The 16,044-nt window shown below is 46.7% G+C and carries 16 protein-coding genes and 1 riboswitch; of the genes, 12 read left to right on the top strand and 4 right to left on the bottom strand.

Going from position 1 to position 16,044, the window contains the following annotated elements; translation table 11 throughout:
- The first annotated feature begins 62 nt into the window (after positions 1-62).
- Positions 63-1,220 carry a cyclopropane fatty acyl phospholipid synthase gene (gene cfa / locus GV64_RS22300; protein WP_020581802.1) on the top strand — a complete coding sequence of 386 codons (1,158 nt, stop codon included), beginning with the start codon at positions 63-65 and terminating at the stop codon, positions 1,218-1,220.
- Between the two features lie 2 nt (positions 1,221-1,222).
- Here the strand turns inward: cfa and mutM are convergent, their stop codons facing one another.
- Positions 1,223-2,038 (bottom strand): bifunctional DNA-formamidopyrimidine glycosylase/DNA-(apurinic or apyrimidinic site) lyase, encoded by an 816-nt coding sequence (gene mutM / locus GV64_RS22295; RefSeq protein ID WP_020581801.1) that lies wholly within the window; start codon positions 2,036-2,038, stop codon positions 1,223-1,225.
- A gap of 276 nt (positions 2,039-2,314) precedes the next feature.
- On the opposite strand from mutM, the gene GV64_RS22290 reads away from it, so the two are divergent.
- Together GV64_RS22290 and GV64_RS22280 are read left to right on the top strand one after the other, a co-directional pair.
- The gene (locus tag GV64_RS22290) at positions 2,315-3,712 is read left to right on the top strand and encodes an MATE family efflux transporter (RefSeq protein ID WP_020581800.1); all 1,398 of its coding nucleotides are present in this window, start codon (positions 2,315-2,317) and stop codon (positions 3,710-3,712) included.
- 429 nt (positions 3,713-4,141) lie between these two features.
- Positions 4,142-5,152, top strand: a complete 1,011-nt coding sequence (locus GV64_RS22280; protein WP_020581798.1) for a tryptophan--tRNA ligase — start codon at positions 4,142-4,144, stop codon at positions 5,150-5,152.
- A 15-nt stretch (positions 5,153-5,167) separates the two neighbouring features.
- Here the strand turns inward: GV64_RS22280 and GV64_RS22275 are convergent, their stop codons facing one another.
- Positions 5,168-6,115 (bottom strand): hypothetical protein, encoded by a 948-nt coding sequence (locus tag GV64_RS22275; RefSeq protein WP_020581797.1) that lies wholly within the window; start codon positions 6,113-6,115, stop codon positions 5,168-5,170.
- A gap of 99 nt (positions 6,116-6,214) precedes the next feature.
- On the opposite strand from GV64_RS22275, the gene GV64_RS22270 reads away from it, so the two are divergent.
- From GV64_RS22270 to GV64_RS22245, 6 genes are all read left to right on the top strand, one after another.
- Positions 6,215-6,601, top strand: coding sequence for a hypothetical protein (locus tag GV64_RS22270; protein ID WP_152554159.1), 387 nt, complete (start codon positions 6,215-6,217; stop codon positions 6,599-6,601).
- 31 nt (positions 6,602-6,632) lie between these two features.
- Positions 6,633-7,070 (top strand): YbaN family protein, encoded by a 438-nt coding sequence (locus GV64_RS22265; RefSeq protein WP_020581795.1) that lies wholly within the window; start codon positions 6,633-6,635, stop codon positions 7,068-7,070.
- Positions 7,071-7,153: 83 nt separating this feature from the next.
- Positions 7,154-7,261: riboswitch (TPP riboswitch) on the top strand.
- A gap of 132 nt (positions 7,262-7,393) precedes the next feature.
- Positions 7,394-8,359: an ABC transporter substrate-binding protein gene (locus GV64_RS22260; protein ID WP_020581794.1), complete on the top strand. Its 966-nt coding sequence runs from the start codon at positions 7,394-7,396 to the stop codon at positions 8,357-8,359.
- Between the two features lie 161 nt (positions 8,360-8,520).
- On the top strand, positions 8,521-9,492 hold the full coding sequence (gene rbsK, locus GV64_RS22255; RefSeq protein ID WP_051087800.1) for a ribokinase: 972 nt from the start codon (positions 8,521-8,523) through the stop codon (positions 9,490-9,492).
- 143 nt (positions 9,493-9,635) lie between these two features.
- Positions 9,636-10,589: a transaldolase gene (gene tal / locus GV64_RS22250; RefSeq protein ID WP_020581792.1), complete on the top strand. Its 954-nt coding sequence runs from the start codon at positions 9,636-9,638 to the stop codon at positions 10,587-10,589.
- A 108-nt stretch (positions 10,590-10,697) separates the two neighbouring features.
- Positions 10,698-11,231, top strand: coding sequence for a thioredoxin family protein (locus GV64_RS22245; RefSeq protein WP_026258157.1), 534 nt, complete (start codon positions 10,698-10,700; stop codon positions 11,229-11,231).
- Positions 11,232-11,260: 29 nt separating this feature from the next.
- Here the strand turns inward: GV64_RS22245 and GV64_RS22240 are convergent, their stop codons facing one another.
- Together GV64_RS22240 and GV64_RS22235 are read right to left on the bottom strand one after the other, a co-directional pair.
- Positions 11,261-11,674, bottom strand: a complete 414-nt coding sequence (locus GV64_RS22240; protein WP_020581790.1) for a hotdog fold thioesterase — start codon at positions 11,672-11,674, stop codon at positions 11,261-11,263.
- Between the two features lie 26 nt (positions 11,675-11,700).
- Positions 11,701-12,729, bottom strand: a complete 1,029-nt coding sequence (locus tag GV64_RS22235) for a YbgA family protein (protein ID WP_020581789.1) — start codon at positions 12,727-12,729, stop codon at positions 11,701-11,703.
- A 449-nt stretch (positions 12,730-13,178) separates the two neighbouring features.
- Between GV64_RS22235 and GV64_RS22230 the strand changes: the two genes are divergently transcribed.
- From GV64_RS22230 to GV64_RS22220, 3 genes are all read left to right on the top strand, one after another.
- Positions 13,179-14,129 (top strand): glutathione S-transferase family protein, encoded by a 951-nt coding sequence (locus tag GV64_RS22230; RefSeq protein WP_020581788.1) that lies wholly within the window; start codon positions 13,179-13,181, stop codon positions 14,127-14,129.
- 479 nt (positions 14,130-14,608) lie between these two features.
- Positions 14,609-15,109 carry a GNAT family N-acetyltransferase gene (locus GV64_RS24055; RefSeq protein ID WP_020581787.1) on the top strand — a complete coding sequence of 167 codons (501 nt, stop codon included), beginning with the start codon at positions 14,609-14,611 and terminating at the stop codon, positions 15,107-15,109.
- A 258-nt stretch (positions 15,110-15,367) separates the two neighbouring features.
- The gene (locus tag GV64_RS22220; RefSeq protein WP_020581786.1) at positions 15,368-16,042 is read left to right on the top strand and encodes a phosphohydrolase; all 675 of its coding nucleotides are present in this window, start codon (positions 15,368-15,370) and stop codon (positions 16,040-16,042) included.
- Positions 16,043-16,044: the final 2 nt, after the last annotated feature.

The following is a 16,044-nucleotide window of genomic DNA, read 5'->3' as shown; positions in this document are numbered from 1 at the left end:
CCTTACTGTTATCGGCCGGATAACTTTCCCTCCGGCTTCTTCTGTATACACAAGGTATTGTTATGAGTTTCCTTGTCTCTCCCTCTAATAAACAGGCAAAAACCAATGACCGCTGGCATAGTGCTGCACAGCAACTGGCAGAGACTGCCGGGGTTGGTTTCAATGGTACTGAGCCCTGGGATATTCAGGTGCGAAACCCGTGTTTTTATCGGCGTTTGTTTCAAGAGGGGCTGATAGGGCTGGGTGAGAGTTATATGGAAGGCTGGTGGGAGTGCGAAAGGCTGGACTTGCTGTTTACCCGTTTGGTGGAGGCGCATCTTGGTGAGAAAATGCCAAAGCAGCTCCCGATCTTGATCAGCTTGATATGGGCTCGTATTGTGAACAGGCAATCAAGGCAGCGAGCATGGATTGTCGGTGAAGAGCATTATGACCTGGGTAATGACCTGTTTGAGGTTATGCTGGACTCACGAATGCAGTATTCCTGTGCATATTGGCAGGCAGCGAACAATTTAGAAGAGGCTCAAGCGTCGAAGTTGGACCTGATTTGCCGTAAGCTGGCCATCGAGCCCGGAATGAAACTGCTTGATATTGGTTGTGGCTGGGGAGGCCTTGCGGAATATGCTGCCAGTCACTACGGTGCCTCTGTTGTTGGTATCACGATTTCAAAAGAGCAGCATCAACTGGCCAGAGAGCGGTGCAAGGGATTGGATGTTGAGATCAGGCTTCAGGACTATCGAGATTTGAATCAGAAGTTTGATCGGGTTGTTTCTGTCGGAATGTTTGAACATGTTGGCCCGCGTAACTACGACACTTTTTTTAAAGTTGTAAAGCAGGCTTTGTCAGAAAGTGGTCTTTTTCTTCTGCACACCATTGGTTCTCTGACAACAGACCTCACGGTTAACCCATGGATTGAAAAATACATTTTCCCCAACGGTTGCCTGCCATCCATGTTGCAGATTACCCAGAGTTCAGAAGATTTGTTTGTTGTAGAAGACTGGCATAACTTTGGCGCAGACTATGACCATACTCTGGTGGAGTGGGAAAAGCGATTTACTGCGGGCTGGCCTGACTTAAGAGAAAATTACAGCGATTCATTCTATCGGATGTTCCGCTATTATTTACTGTCCTGTGCTGGCGGATTTAGAGCCAGAGATTTACAGCTCTGGCAGATTTTGTTCAGCTACCAAGGGGTTCCCGGAGGAATAAGGGTTCCCCGTTAACGTTAACGTTGGCAGTGACAGCAATAACAACTACTGCGGTTTCCCAACTTTATTTCCTTAATAGTCTTGCCACACTTCAGGCAGGGTTGGCCTGTCCGGCCATAAACAGCCAGCTCCTGTTTGAAGTAGCCGGGTTTGCCATCACCGCCTACGAAATCACGCAGTGTTGTGCCACCTTGTTCAATCGCTTTGGCCAGAGTTGCTTTGATTGATTCAACCAGCTGTTCGTAACGGGCCTGGGAGATTTTTCCACAGGCTCTGTCAGGTCTTATACCGGCTTTGAACAGTGCTTCGCTGGCATAAATATTACCAACCCCGGCGACTACTTTGTTATCCATGATAAAGGTCTTCACCGGCTGGCTTCTCCCTCTGGACATTTGATAGAGCCTTTGAGTTGTGAATTCACTGTCCAGTGGTTCCGGTCCCAAATGTTTAAGAAGCTTATGTTCATGGAGCGGTCCTTCAGACCATAGAACAGCCCCAAAGCGGCGGGGGTCCGTGTATCTCAGGCGTTGACCATCAGTCAGAAGAATATCGATATGGTCGTGCTTTTGTGGCGGCGAATCCGTTGTTAATACTCGCAGACTTCCCGACATCCCCAGATGCACAATCAGATGACCTGAACCGGTATCTAATAACAGGTACTTTGCTCTTCTTTTTACATGGTGAATGGTTTTCCCACTGAGAAGCTGATTAATGTTGTCCGGTACTGGCCAGCGAAGTCTTGGCTCACGGACAATAACCTCTCGGATGGTGTGTCCTTCAATATGGGGCTCGATACCTCGCCGGGTTGTTTCAACTTCTGGTAGTTCCGGCATGTTCATTTGCTCCGAGGGTGCTTGCAACGGGTTCTTTTTAAAAGCGAGAGAGTGGCCGTGTGAGAGTATCCCAGCTTTCCAAAAAGGAGTCATGAGTAAACAACAAGGTAATAGCAATTCATGTTCATAACGGGCTTAGACAATTTAAATTGGTATAAGGGTAAACACCGTGCATTATTTCGAAATGAACAATCAGTCTATTATTTGATTCGCTGATAGAATATGAGCCCCATCGCCCCGGGTCTGTATGGCGTTGGGCGTATTCTGTGAGCGAAAATGAGAACAAATCTTTCAGCCTTTGCCCGCTATCGTGCGGAGCTTCGTGAACTGCTTTATCTGGCTGGGCCCATTATGGGGGCCCAGCTGGCCACAACAGGGATGACCTTTGTTGACACCAGCATGGCAGGACAATACTCCGCCATGGATCTGGCGGCTATTGCGCTTGGTTCCAGTATCTGGATGCCGGTTTACCTGTTAATCCGTGGCATATTAATGGCGATCACACCAACGGTTGCACACTTATACGGTGCGCGCCAAACCGGGGAAATTGGTGGTCAGGTACGTCAAGGACTCTGGGTTGCTCTGCTAATGAGCCTTTTAGCGCTGGTTTTTATTTATAAATCGGATGTTGTGCTTCAATGGTTGCAGGTTGAGCCTGAGATGGCTGCGAAAACGCTTGAGTATCTAAAAGCGCTTGCCTGGGGTATTCCTGCGATTTGTTTGTTTCAGGCACTTACCTGCTACTGTGAGGGAATGGGAAAAACCAAACCGAGCATGGTGTTCAGTTTCATTGCTCTGGCCCTGAATATTCCACTGAACTATGTACTGATTTATGGAAAGTTCGGATTTCCTGAGCTGGGTGGTGTTGGCTGCGGTTATGCGACAGCCGTTTGTTTCTGGGTCATGTTCCTGATGATGGCCGGTTACACTATGCTGGGTCAGCAGCATCGTAAAATTGGCCTGTTTGACCATTGGGACTTACCCAGCCTGAGTATTATTTCCAGTCAGCTAAAGCTGGGTGTACCGATTGGTTTGGCCATTTTCTTTGAAGCCAGTATCTTCTCGGTGGTTGCTCTGCTGATTGGTAAATTAGGTGCCATCGTGGTTGCGGGTCATCAGATTGCCCTTAACTTTACCTCACTGGCCTTTATGGTGCCGATGAGTCTGGCGATGGGGCTTACCATTCGTGTCGGGCAGGCACTGGGTGCCGGTAAAACCGAGCAGGCCGCATACTCCAGCTATGCGGGCATTGCGACGACACTGGTCAGCGCGACAGTCAGTGCTTCTGTCATGATGTTTCTGCCTGGAGTCGTGACTTCCATTTATACACAGAATCCGGAGGTTGCCATTCTGGCTGCTCAGCTGTTGGTTTATGCGGCACTGTTCCAATACGCTGATGGTATTCAGATTGCTGCCAATGGTGCATTACGTGGCTATAAAGACACTCGTGTGCCTATGGCAATGATCCTGTTTGCCTGCTGGGGAGTGGCGTTACCTCTTGGCTATATCCTGGGGCTGACCGACTGGATTGTTGAGCCAATGGGACCTCATGGCTTATGGATTGGTCTGGTGACTGCTTTGACCATGGGCGCCTTTCTGTTGACTCTGCGTCTGCGTGCCATCATTCGCCGGAATCGGATGCTGGCCTCTGAAATCATGCCGATGCCCGCCTGACCCTGAGATCAGGTGTCTATTGTGAGAGAGGGCTGCGCTCTTCTATAATGCAGCCCTTTCCTGAAATCTGTATTAGGTTCTGTTTACATAAGGTTCCAAACCCAGCGGGGCGCGAAGCCTGGTTCGTAAAGCCGTATTCCACAAGGCGAGCTGATGAAAGTGTAGTGGTTCTACATCAAACCAGTTCAACGAAGCTGGAAGACGGCTTTACGAGCCAGACTGCGCGTCCCGCCCTTTGGGCTCAAGCCAGAATGCCTCTGCCGTTTTGCAACGACTTGAAAGACGGTGAGTATTTCTGCGTATTTGCGACTAGTCAGAAGCATTCTGGCTTGAGCTGAGAAAGGAAACTTATGTCAACAGAACCCAAAGGAAACTCCTTTCTGGTCTGCGTTTCAGGCCAGGTTACATCGTCGCTGTGCGAGTGAACTCATGAGTAAAACGAAAGTACTGACAGGTATTACGACAACTGGAACACCACACCTGGGTAACTACGTGGGGGCTATCAAGCCTGCGATTGAGGAAAGCTGGCGTGACGATATTGCTTCGTACTATTTTCTGGCTGACTATCACGCCCTGATCAAAGGTCGTGACCCTAAGCGCATCCATCAGTCCACGCTGGAGATTGCGGCTACCTGGCTGGCACTGGGTCTGGATACGGATCGAGTGACCTTCTATCGTCAATCAGACATTCCGGAAATTGCCGAACTGAACTGGATTCTTGGCTGTATGACCGCCAAAGGCCTTATGAACCGTGCCCATGCTTATAAGGCAGCGGTTCAGGCCAATGAAGAAGCCGGTGAGCAGGATCCAGACAAGGGTGTGACCATGGGGCTGTTCTGCTATCCGGTGCTGATGGCAGCGGATATCCTTATGTTCAATGCCCATAAAGTGCCGGTGGGCCGCGATCAGGTTCAGCATATTGAGATGGCCCGAGATATTGCTGGACGCATGAATCATCATTACAAGACCAAGTTTGTTTTGCCTGAGGCGGTTGTTGGTGAAAGCACTGCGGTTCTGAACGGTCTTGATGGTCGTAAGATGAGCAAGAGCTACGATAATACGATTCCTCTTTTTGTGCCTGAAAAGAAGCTGCTTAAGCTGATTCGCAAGATCAAAACCAACTCATTGGAGCCGGGTGAACCGAAAGATCCGGATACCTGTACTCTTTTCCAGATCTACTCTGCATTTGCTGATGCCACCCAGGTTGAGGTGAAACGTCAGCAATATGCCGATGGTGCTGGCTGGGGGGATCTGAAAAATGAGCTGTTTGAATTCTTGAATGAGCACTTGAAAGATCCTCGTGAGCGCTACAATGCATTGATCGAAGATCCGGCATTTATCGAAAAAGAGCTGCTTAAAGGGGCTGAAAAGGCTCGGGCTGAAGCCGCGCCTTTCCTGACGTCTATTCGTCAAGCCGTAGGCCTCAAGCCGCTCGTCTGAGTCTCATGCAGGCTATCAGAGCTGGCTCAGCCGGGTTTCGATAGCCTGCCTAAGTTTGGGAAACGGGTAATGGCCTTTGTCCAGCATGACCTTCATGCTTTCCAGAACGGTTTCCTTACTCTGTTGCATGACGTAATCACTGGCCTGACTCTCTATCTCTTCTAATGGGATAGTCTCAGAGTTCTCTAGTATTTCTCTTAGTTTCCATAGCTCTGGGGCATTACCTTTTGTGAGCCCACTCTTAAAGTGATAACTCTGGTTTGCATCTCCTGCATCTTGTAATTCAGTCCGTGCCGCTTTTAGATTTTCAATTCTCTTAATCAAACTATCTTGACTGGCTCCGGTTTCCAAAGCAGCAAGACGTTTCTCAAATTTTTCGATCTTTTCAGTCAACTCTTCTACTGATGTGCCCATAGAGGCTGCTGAGCTATTCAGCTGCTTCTCTGCTGCCTGTTCTGCGCTGTTAATAATACCCATCAGTTTATTATTATCACTGCCTATACTGTTTTTGAGCGCTTCAGTCAGAGTTTCATATGTCAGTGCTCTTTTGCTTCCTGCCTTAGTTGAACAATCATTGACATACTGCATAACGAGCATGTTATGTAATTGCTCGTGTTCCGAGTCGCCATCGGTGTTGAATAGCTCAGTAGCAAGAGCAATCTGTGATTCTTTTTCTTCACTGCGAGTATCTGGAGGCTCCACTCCATTGGGGGGGACTTCGGAAGAAGTTCCGAAAGTGATGAGCTTTTTATCCGTCTGGCTTACAGCTTTGGCTGATCGCTTCAGAATTGACGTGGGTGCTTGGTTGCCTCTATGAGGCTCAGTAGAAGGCAGCTCCTTTTCATTGGACTCCACTTTTTTGGTTTGCCCAAGTTGTTGGTGTTCTCCGGTTTTTTGATCTGTTGGTTCTATGGCTTGTTGTTTATCATATGTGACTGATGTCGGTCTGATTATTTGTGCCATTATCCCTTCCCTAAGATGACAACCTTGTTTACTCGCTAATACCAAGTATAAGATTAATCGATGGCAATAATTGAACCTTGAGTGTTTGCAGTAAAGTTTATGAAATTATTAAAGTTAATGACTCTATTGGGGTTGACCCTGCTTTCTGGTTGTACTCATCTGGACGGTCTTCTGAAAGACAAGGTTCAGCAAAAGGTGGAATTTGATTTGACTCGCCTGGATGCTGATGGTCTGTATGGCCCAGCGGATGGCAAACGATCCTTGAGTTATGAGTTTTGCATTCCTGCGCATGTGAATACGGCACGGCAGGTGATGTCTATTGACCCAACCGCAATTGTCTACAAAGAATCCCCTGGACGTTTACAGTGTGGGAAGGAGCAGTATCTGGTGGTTGGTGATACTTACCAGGCCAATTACCTGGTGACCTTGAAAAAACTGGTTGAGCTGGAGTATGTCACCCGGATTCAAGAAGCATTTTTTGAGTAAAACATAACCACAGAATTAACTATCGATAAGAATGAGCTCAAGAGATAAAGCTTCGCCCCCTCAATCATCAGGTATTCTGATACGAAACCCAGTGGTGCGATGGGTTTTTAAAGCCTGTGCTCTGCTTTGTGTTGTGCTGGGTTTTATCGGCGTTTTTCTGCCGCTGTTGCCCACTACACCCTTTCTATTACTGGCAGCTTTTTTCAGTTTACGATCATCTCCAGCCATTCACTCCTGGTTGCTGAGTCATAAAGTGCTTGGTCCGCCGTTGCGTCAGTATCTTGATGAACGCAGCATTTCCAGAAAGGTTTATATCCGCGCGGTTGTTTTTCTCTGGCTGACCATGAGTATCTCGATCTGGATTGTAAAATTGGTATGGGTTAAATACCTGCTTGTAGCTATAGGTGTCAGCGTTACGATGTATCTGACAAGGTTGCAGAGAAGGGGAGCCAGAGAGAGATCCTCCTGACAGCTGGCAGAAGACTAAAAGCACTCTATAATTTTGCGTTAAGGTCTGCCTGTTTCATTGCTTATTAATGGTTGCTGGTGGACTCCAGTGGCGCAGGGTGCCTGTTTGATCAGTAAGCTTTCAGGCTGAGATTATACCTGTTGAACCTGAACCGGTTAGTACCGGCGTAGGAACTGCCATAAAGCGACCACTTAAATTTATATAGACATTCTGGAGAGATGTTCTGTCTCTTCAGAATGATTCCTGCATAGGTGGTGCTGTCCTCTTCGGGCCTTTATGCGTCACGTTATTCAATGACTTCCATCTGTCGTGAGGATTAACGCATGATCGCAACGCCCCGGCTTTCTCTGCTTCTAAACTGGTATGCTAACCCCTATCATACTCCCGTCTTCATGGCTCATCATCTGGGTTTTTATAAAGAAGAAGGGCTTGCCCCCGCCATTATGGAAACCACTGACCCTTCAGATGTAACCGACTTGATCGGTCAGAACAAAGTGGATATTGCATTGAAAGCGATGGTGCACTCCATTGCGGCCAGAGCCAAGGGCTATAAGGTCCTTTCTATTGGTACGTTGTTTCATGAACCCCCTACAGGCCTGATTTTTCTGAAATCCAGTGGCATTAAGGGGTTTGATGATATCCGGGGAAAACGGATCGGCTATATCGGTCGGTTTGGAAAAATCATCATTGATGACTTGGCCAGACGGGCAAATATTGAGCCTGATGCCTATGAAACGATCCGTGTTGGTATGAACATTACCGATGCCATTATTCAGAATAAGGTAGATGCTGGCATGGGCATTGGCTGCTTTCAGCAGGTTGAGCTGGAGCAGGTCAGTGGTCAGGAGACCGGTATGTTAAGGGTTGATGAGCTTGCTGGACTCGGGTGTTGCTGCTTCTGTTCCATCCTCTTCCTGGTGAATGAGGCCTATCTGGAGAACAATCAGGAAAATGTGAGACGGTTTATGAGAGCGACCCTAAGAGGGACTCAGTGGACGCTCGAAAATCCCGAAAAAGCGTATGAGCTGCTTTGTGAGCAGATTCCGAGATTGAGAACTGATACCTTCAGGAAAATTTATATCAGTTGTCTTCCCTATTTTTCTCGCGATCTGATTAATGTGGACAGAGATTGGGAGAAAGTTGGCCTTTACGCTCAGCAGCTTGGTATTACGGATGAAACCATGGATTGCCACAGCTGTTATACCAATGAATTTTTGCCTGACCGTCCTTACTCTACGTTTGAACCGCTGGATGGGGCGTACATTTCTGAGCAGCTTAAAGCCTCATAGAATCATCAGACTTATAATGAGCCTCGGGTAAACAGAAGTCTGGTTTCTGGCCAGACTTCCCGACTCTGTTTTTACAACAGTATTTTTATAAAACCACCTGCTTCATACGACATTTGAATTACACTTTATGCATTGTCAGCCTGATTTTCACCGGTGATGATATGAGTAAGCAGATTCTCGTTCTAGGCAGTATTAATGTTGATCATGTTCTGAGGGTTGATTGTTTTCCAAAGCCAGGCCAAACCATTACTGGTTCCTCTTATAACATTATGGCTGGAGGCAAAGGTGCCAACCAGGCGGTAGCTTGCGCTCGCCTTGGTGGTAACACCCATATGCTTGCCTCGATTGGTCAGGATGATCTCGGGCGGGAAATTGTACAACAGCTGTCTGAAGAGGGGGTTGGTACTTCAGCGATCACAGAGGTAGATGGTACTGGTACAGGTGTCGCTCTGATTTTCGTCAATGCAAAGGGCGAAAATATGATTGGTATCGCTTCTGGCGCGAATAACTGCCTTACTGAAGCGTTTGTTGATCAGAATGATCAGCTGGTTAAGGCGGTAGATTATCTACTTCTACAGCAGGAAGTTCCTGATTCTGTGAATCTCCAGGCTATAGATATTGCAAATAAGCATAATACTGCCGTAGTGCTTAACCCTGCTCCGGGTAGAGACCTTCCTGATAGCTTCCTTTCTCTTATTGACTTCATTACACCAAACCAGACAGAGGCTGAAATACTGACGGGCATAAAGGTCACTGATCTCGAGTCCGCAACCATTGCCGCAGCCATTATGCACGATAAAGGGATTAATGATTTGGTTATTACCATGGGCCACAATGGTGTTTATGTGTCGTCAATGGATACAGGTTATCCTCAGGGTATTCTGATACCAGGGTTTCCTGTTAAACCCATTGATACAACCGCTGCTGGTGACACATTTAATGGTGCTTTGCTGGTGGCTTTGGCGGAAGGAAAACCATTGGTTGATGCTGCTTTTTTTGCTAATGCAAGTGCCGGATTGTCAGTGATGCGCTCAGGATCACAGTCGTCTATACCTTATCGTTTTGAAGTGGAACAGTTTATTCAGTGTGATCGGGAAATAGCTGAAGTGAACTGTTCTCTGCATACCTCCTGAACTCTGTATTGTTTTGATTTCAAAAGCTAATGCAGATACTCTGGAATCCTTGAGCCCCAATGGATACTGACCGCTAATTGTTCAACGTGATTGACTCATCATAATGAATCCAGCTTGTTTATTCGGCTGTGGGAAGGTGTAGCATGCAAAATCAGCTCGACCAATTAAAAAATATGACCAAGGTTGTGGCCGATACTGGTGATATCGAAGCCATTCGCCGATACCAGCCGGTAGATGCAACGACTAATCCATCACTGATTTTAAAAGCAGCTCAGCTACCTGCGTACAAAAAGCTTTTTGATGAAGCCATTGTCTTTGGGCGCAATCATTCAAAAGAGAAAATGGTAAGTGCTCGTTATGCCTGTGACTGGCTGACCGTTGGTATTGGCAAAGAAATCCAGCAGGTGGTGCCTGGCGTTGTTTCTACCGAGGTGGATGCACGATTGTCATTTGATACGGAAGCAACTATTCAAAAGGCCAGACAGCTGATTGATCTTTATAAAGAGCAGGGGGCTGATAGTGAGCGAGTGCTGATCAAAATTGCTTCTACCTGGGAAGGCATCAGAGCTGCAGAGGTTCTGGAAAAAGAAGGTATTCGCTGTAATCTGACTCTCTTGTTCAGTTTTGCCCAGGCCCAGGCCTGTGCAGATGCGGGCGCTTATTTGATCTCACCCTTTGTTGGCCGGATTCTTGACTGGTACAAAAAAGCTGAAGGACGGGATTTCTCAGCGCCAGAGGATCCTGGGGTTCTCTCTGTTACTCGTATCTACAACTATTACAAGCAGTATGGCTATCCAACGGTGGTGATGGGCGCGAGCTTCCGAAACACCGGTGAGATTATTGAGCTTGCTGGTTGTGATTACCTGACTATTGGTCCGAATCTTTTAGATCAGCTGGCTTCTTCTGAGAAGCCGCTTGCGCAAAAGCTGTTCGCTGACTCGCCAAGCTGCAGTGATGAAAAAGTGACTCTGAATGAGGCTGCGTTTCGCTGGGCTATGAACGAAGATGCTATGGCGACTGAAAAACTGGCGGAGGGTATCAGGAACTTTACTGCTGACCAGATTCAGCTTGAAAAGCAGTTGCTTGATGTGCTTTAGTCGATGACGGGATGAAGCTCTGCTGAAAAGCTCCCTGCAAAAGAAGTAGGGTTGCATATACTGTTGAGCCAGACATATCGGCAAATTCAGCTTGAGGGTCTGGCGTTTATGAATAAAAAAGTGAAGCGACTTCTTGCTGTGGTTGCAGCCTCGTTAAGCCTTCATGTGCTGGCAGAAGGCTGCGGCTTCCATAAAGAAGTGATTGAAGAAGTTGCCTTTTGCCACAACGAGTATCCCCCCGTGGTTCCAACAGGAAAAATAACCCCAGAAAAACTGGTTGCTGAGCAGGAAGAATTTCGCCGGTACTATCAGAGTTATCAGGTTGATACTGGTACCGTTGCATCACTTCAGCAATTATCTGTGCCAACGGACATCGTTGCTATCATTGCTACCTGGTGCCCTGACTGTCACCGGGAAACACCTCGCTTTATTCGAATTATTGACGAGATTGATAACCCGAACATCAACGTAACTTACATTGCTGTTGACCGGAATAAGAAAGATGAGGAAGGCTTGGCTGCACAGTTTGAATTCAGTCGTATTCCAACGTTTATTGTCATGCAGAATGGCCTTGAGATTGGCCGCATTGTTGAGCGCCCAACCAGATCGCTTGAACAGGACCTGGTTGAGATTCTAAAGTGAGTTTTCTCAGCTCTTAAGGCGCTTTGGCGTTAAAATTTTTTCGCGGCCATGGTTATACGGGAAATACAGGTGGGCCTGCCTTGTTCATCTTCGATTTTAATTTCCCAGACCTGAGTGCTGCGGCCAATATGTATCGGTCGGGTTGTGCCGGTGACCTTGCCAGAAGTTGCTGAGCGGAGGTGGTTGGCATTAATTTCCAAACCGACACAGTAAGCACCATCTTCGCAGCAAAGGTTGGCAGCGATGCTGCCCAGTGTTTCAGCGAGAACTACGGATGCACCACCATGTAAAAGCCCCATGGGTTGGATAGTTCGGTGGTCTACTGGCATAGTGCCTCGCAGAAAATCGTCGCCCACTTCAGTGATCTCAATACCGACATGGTCACACATATTCTCCTTGAACATTGCGGCATTGGGGTCATAGGGTCTTTTCCAGATCGACATCTTTTTTCCTTTTCCCTTTTTATTGACTACAGGCGGTTTCTTAAACCCAGCTGATCCGGGTGGGGGGTCAGATAGGTTTGGTTTTGTATGTATGCGCTGCCATGATTTTCTATAAAGTGCCGAAGCATGGTCATGGGAGCAATGAGTGGAACCATTTCCTGCCTGTACTCTTCGATCAGTTTGAGCAGCTGATTTCTCTCTTTACTGTCCACGTTCTTTTTAACATAACCAAGAATATGCATCATGGTATTTGTGTGCGACTTTCGATTTGCCCGTCGCTTCAAGGCAATCATAAAACCCTGAAAGTACTCATCAAGCAGGGTCTCCAGAGGGGCTTTACTACCCTTGGCTACGATTTGACCAAGCAGCTCATAACCTTGAGGGTAATGGGCCATAATCATGTATTTATGCATAGAATGAAAGTCGACCAGTGCCGCATAGGAGGGGTGTGCCAGCACCATTTTTTGCCAGCGGTCATAGGCGTAAACGCGGGTGAAAAAATTTTCGCAGAGAACTGGGTCATGGAGCCTGCCTTCCTCCTCTACTGGCAGTAATGGGTTGCTTTCCATAAACGCCTTGGCATAGGCTCCGGGTGCACTTTCACCCAGCGGGTGGCCATTTTCATGATAAACCTTAACTCTTTCCATCCCACAGCTGGGCGATTTCTGCATCAGGATATAGCCACAAATATGCGAAAGCTGGTCAGACATCTCATGACCATAATGCTCCAGTGCATCAGTTACATCCAGACTGGCATCCTCGGTACCAACTACGCGGATTTTTAGCAGCTTATCTGGAGCAGATGATGAACTTTGCCCGGAAGTTTTTGATGTTTCTGCCAGTTCACCTACTAGCCGGATGGGCTCTCTGGGTGTTCCCAGCCCTATAGCCATCTCAGGACAGACCGGCTCAAAGTGAAAGAAGTTATCTAGAGTATTGACACAAAAGGATGAACGTTTGTGCCCCCCGTTATAGCGTACTTTATGGCCTAAAAGGCAAGAGCTGACTCCCAGTGTGATCTGTTTTTCAGGCTCAGGTATGGAAACGATAGCCACTTGTTATTCTCCACTTTACATTAGAAATACAGTACTAACGAATATCGTCAGTTACCAGCAGTTCCTTTGTGTATCAGCCTTTGAAATCAGGCATCACTATACAGTTCCCCTGAAGCAATAGTGACATGTCATTGATACATCTACCCTATAACTGCCTATACGGTAGGACATTTTCACTGGATTGGTTTATCTGTTTTTTGTGAAGATTTCATTGGTTCAAAATAAATGAATTCGATGGTCAGTTTGTTCCGGTTTAAGGAGCTTTGTCCTTATTTATAATGTAGGAGGCGCTCTCAATTAGACATGTGACCAGCCACCCATGGTTTGCGCAGGCAAGGCGTGAACCGCGTAGTGTGGTTATTCCACATAAGTAGTGATCAACTGGACTCATGGCTAATTGAGAACGCCCCCTGGTTATTGTTTATCAGACAGAGTGTGTTGGAGTATATATGGGCAGGCTGGTGAAAGGTGTATGGCGGGACGAGTGGTATGATACTGACGCGAGTAAAGGTGAGTTTATCCGTGAAGATGCCGGGTTTCGTGACTGGATTAAAAATGATCCATCGGCTTGGTTTCAGCCTGAATCAGGGCGGTATCACCTCTATGTCTCTCTGGCCTGTCCATGGGCTCATCGAACATTGATATTTAGAGAGTTGAAGGCGCTAACAGGGCATATAGACGTCACAGTTGTGTCTCCTGATATGCTTTCAGAAGGTTGGGTGATGAGTTCGCCTGAGCCATTATTTGGCTTTACCCGAATGCATCAAATCTACACGCATGCCAAACCGGATTACACGGGGCGAGTCACTGTTCCAGTGTTGTGGGATAAACAACACAATACCATTGTCAGTAATGAATCCTCAGAAATCATCAGAATGTTTAATTCCGAGTTTAATGAGCTTACGGGGAATTATGATGACTATTATCCGGAGCAACTCAGAAACCATATCGAGCAGTGGAATGATATTGTTTATAAGAACATTAATAACGGGGTTTATCGTTGTGGTTTTGCAACCACGCAGGATGCCTATGAGAAAGCCTTTGAGGATCTGTTTGTAGCGCTTGATAAAGTAGACTCTCATCTGGCAAGTAACCGGTATCTTGCCGGTCGAGAAATTACCGAGGCTGACTGGCGGCTCTTTACAACGCTGGTCCGTTTTGATGCTGTGTATGTCGGACACTTCAAGTGTAATAAAAAGCGCATCGCAGATTATTCGAATTTACAAGGATATTTAAAGGAGCTTTATCAGGTTTCCGATGTCAGGAGCACAACGGATTTTTACCACATAAAGCGACATTACTATTACAGCCATACAGGGATAAATCCGACGCAAATAATTCCCAAAGGGCCTGTGCTGGATTTGGAAAGCCCTCACTTGCGGGATGTTAATTGCTGTTAGGTATCCCTTGTGTGGTGGCAGAGTCAATGCTCACAGATAAGGGAGTTCTGATCTGAATTGTGCTCAGGTTTTGCCTTCAATTTGTTTTCAAATTATTTCTGATATTGCTATCAGGGAACTTTTGGCAGCCTGTGCACACTAATATTTGCAAGTTATATATGTGTGACCGTTGAAGCAATTATTTGTTGGAAGAGGCTAACACTTTAAAGCCCTCTTAACTTTTTGCTTGATCATTATCCGGTAGTCTGAGTTCAGGTTTTGCCTGTTAAGCCTTTTCGTTCCCCCTTTTTCGTTCTCCTTTTTTCGGAAGTGGCGGTAGCGGGTTATCTTAGTATTAATTTCAGTAAATCAATCAGTTGTATTATTCAGGCTACCTGTTTAGTGAGAACTTTTTAGATGTTCTAACTGTCCAAACGGCAGCGCGATACTTTTGTTGGAGCAGTTTTGTTAGAGCAAGGTTTTCTGGAGATTGTTTTACCGTGTTGATTGTTACTGATACGCCTCGTCTGATACTTCGTACTTGGCAGCTGCAGGATGTGGATGCTTATTCTGCTTTACTGGGTGAAACGCTTTCCCAGTCATCAGATGCTATGGCAACAGAGCCAGGCAGTCTTGCAGAAACCGAGTTGTGGCGGTATCAGGCTGAACTCGATAAGTGGGGGTGGTCTCGTTGGGCCGTGGTACTCAAAGAGAATAATCAACTGATTGGCTATTGTGGTTTTTCTCCCTATGGTAAACACATCGAGATGAGCTGGCGCTTTTTACCGGCATACCGCGGGCAAGGTTTGGTTCTTGAGGCTGTTGAGGCTGTGACACAGTTTGGATTTAACCAGTTGGGGATGGAGGAGATTATTTCTTATACAACACCCAGTAATGAGTTTGCTCAGGGGGTCATGCAACAATTGGGTATGACACTTGATCGCTTTGAAGGCTGGAGCACCTGTACTGTTGCACGTTATCGCATACAGTCACCGATTTGAACTATCGTCAGCTGTCCATTATCACCTCTAACCTAACCAGCTACGTCGTTGCAATTGGATCACAAAGACCTGAGCTGTTTTGCTTGAGCCTCAATGCCTTTTATTTGTAAATTCACTCTCTTATTTCGCCTCTGTAAATAACACAGCAGGAATGGTTTTTCTGACACTGAAAAGTGTTTTAAATCGCAGTATAATTTTCCTACACCACTCTAATATTTATTTTTCAACTTTCATTCACTGTCCTTTTTACCTGAATTCATGAGCAATAGCTGCACAGACACTCTGAATAGCTGGGAGCAGAAAATTACCTCCTGGTTACAATCCATGGGCGATGATAATAATGATGCGTCCCATGACTTTTTCCATTTTCAGCGAGTGTGGAAGACTGCACAACAGATAATGGATCAGGAGCAGATCCCGATAAATCGATTGGTGGTGCTTGCAGCCTGCTATTTTCATGATGTTGTGGTTCTGCCAAAAGATCATCCTGAAAGATCTCAGGCATCCTCGCTGGCTGCCATAAAAACCAGAGTTTGCCTTGAAGAGATGGGGTTTCCTCATGAGCTTATTGATAACGTCTGTCACTCAGTAGAGAGCCATAGTTATTCTGCGGGTATTACGCCAGAAACGATTGAAGCAATGGTTGTTCAGGATGCAGACCGGATGGAGGCTCTGGGTGCGATTGGTTTGGCCAGGGTTTTTTATACGTCAGGTCTCTTACGGCGAAAGATGTTTGACCCGGAAGACCCGCTGGCAGAGCATCGTGAGCTTGACGATCGTGAATATGCTCTGGATCACTTTCAAGTAAAGTTACTAAAACTATCTGAAACCATGCAAACAACTGCTGGGCGGCGGATGGCGGAACGCAACTCTGATTACCTCAGGGAATATATGGGTAAGCTACTTAAAGAGCTGGATGGGGATTATTCCTAGGC

The sequence above is a fragment of the Endozoicomonas elysicola genome (assembly GCF_000710775.1).
GTDB classification, from domain to species: domain Bacteria; phylum Pseudomonadota; class Gammaproteobacteria; order Pseudomonadales; family Endozoicomonadaceae; genus Endozoicomonas; species Endozoicomonas elysicola.
Note: the sequence above shows the minus strand (reverse complement) of the source record. Positions and strands in the feature narration are given on the sequence as shown.

Coding starts and splice junctions, on each gene's coding strand:
- GV64_RS22260 (WP_020581794.1), top strand. CDS start 7,394: ATGATCGCAACGCCCCGGCTTTCTCTGCTTCTAAACTGGTATGCTAAC.
- GV64_RS22270 (WP_152554159.1), top strand. CDS start 6,215: ATGAAATTATTAAAGTTAATGACTCTATTGGGGTTGACCCTGCTTTCT.
- GV64_RS22275 (WP_020581797.1), bottom strand. CDS start 6,115: ATGGCACAAATAATCAGACCGACATCAGTCACATATGATAAACAACAA.
- GV64_RS22220 (WP_020581786.1), top strand. CDS start 15,368: ATGAGCAATAGCTGCACAGACACTCTGAATAGCTGGGAGCAGAAAATT.
- mutM (WP_020581801.1), bottom strand. CDS start 2,038: ATGCCGGAACTACCAGAAGTTGAAACAACCCGGCGAGGTATCGAGCCC.
- GV64_RS22265 (WP_020581795.1), top strand. CDS start 6,633: ATGAGCTCAAGAGATAAAGCTTCGCCCCCTCAATCATCAGGTATTCTG.
- GV64_RS22290 (WP_020581800.1), top strand. CDS start 2,315: ATGAGAACAAATCTTTCAGCCTTTGCCCGCTATCGTGCGGAGCTTCGT.
- GV64_RS22280 (WP_020581798.1), top strand. CDS start 4,142: ATGAGTAAAACGAAAGTACTGACAGGTATTACGACAACTGGAACACCA.
- GV64_RS22230 (WP_020581788.1), top strand. CDS start 13,179: ATGGGCAGGCTGGTGAAAGGTGTATGGCGGGACGAGTGGTATGATACT.
- tal (WP_020581792.1), top strand. CDS start 9,636: ATGCAAAATCAGCTCGACCAATTAAAAAATATGACCAAGGTTGTGGCC.
- rbsK (WP_051087800.1), top strand. CDS start 8,521: ATGAGTAAGCAGATTCTCGTTCTAGGCAGTATTAATGTTGATCATGTT.
- cfa (WP_020581802.1), top strand. CDS start 63: ATGAGTTTCCTTGTCTCTCCCTCTAATAAACAGGCAAAAACCAATGAC.
- GV64_RS22240 (WP_020581790.1), bottom strand. CDS start 11,674: ATGTCGATCTGGAAAAGACCCTATGACCCCAATGCCGCAATGTTCAAG.
- GV64_RS22245 (WP_026258157.1), top strand. CDS start 10,698: ATGAATAAAAAAGTGAAGCGACTTCTTGCTGTGGTTGCAGCCTCGTTA.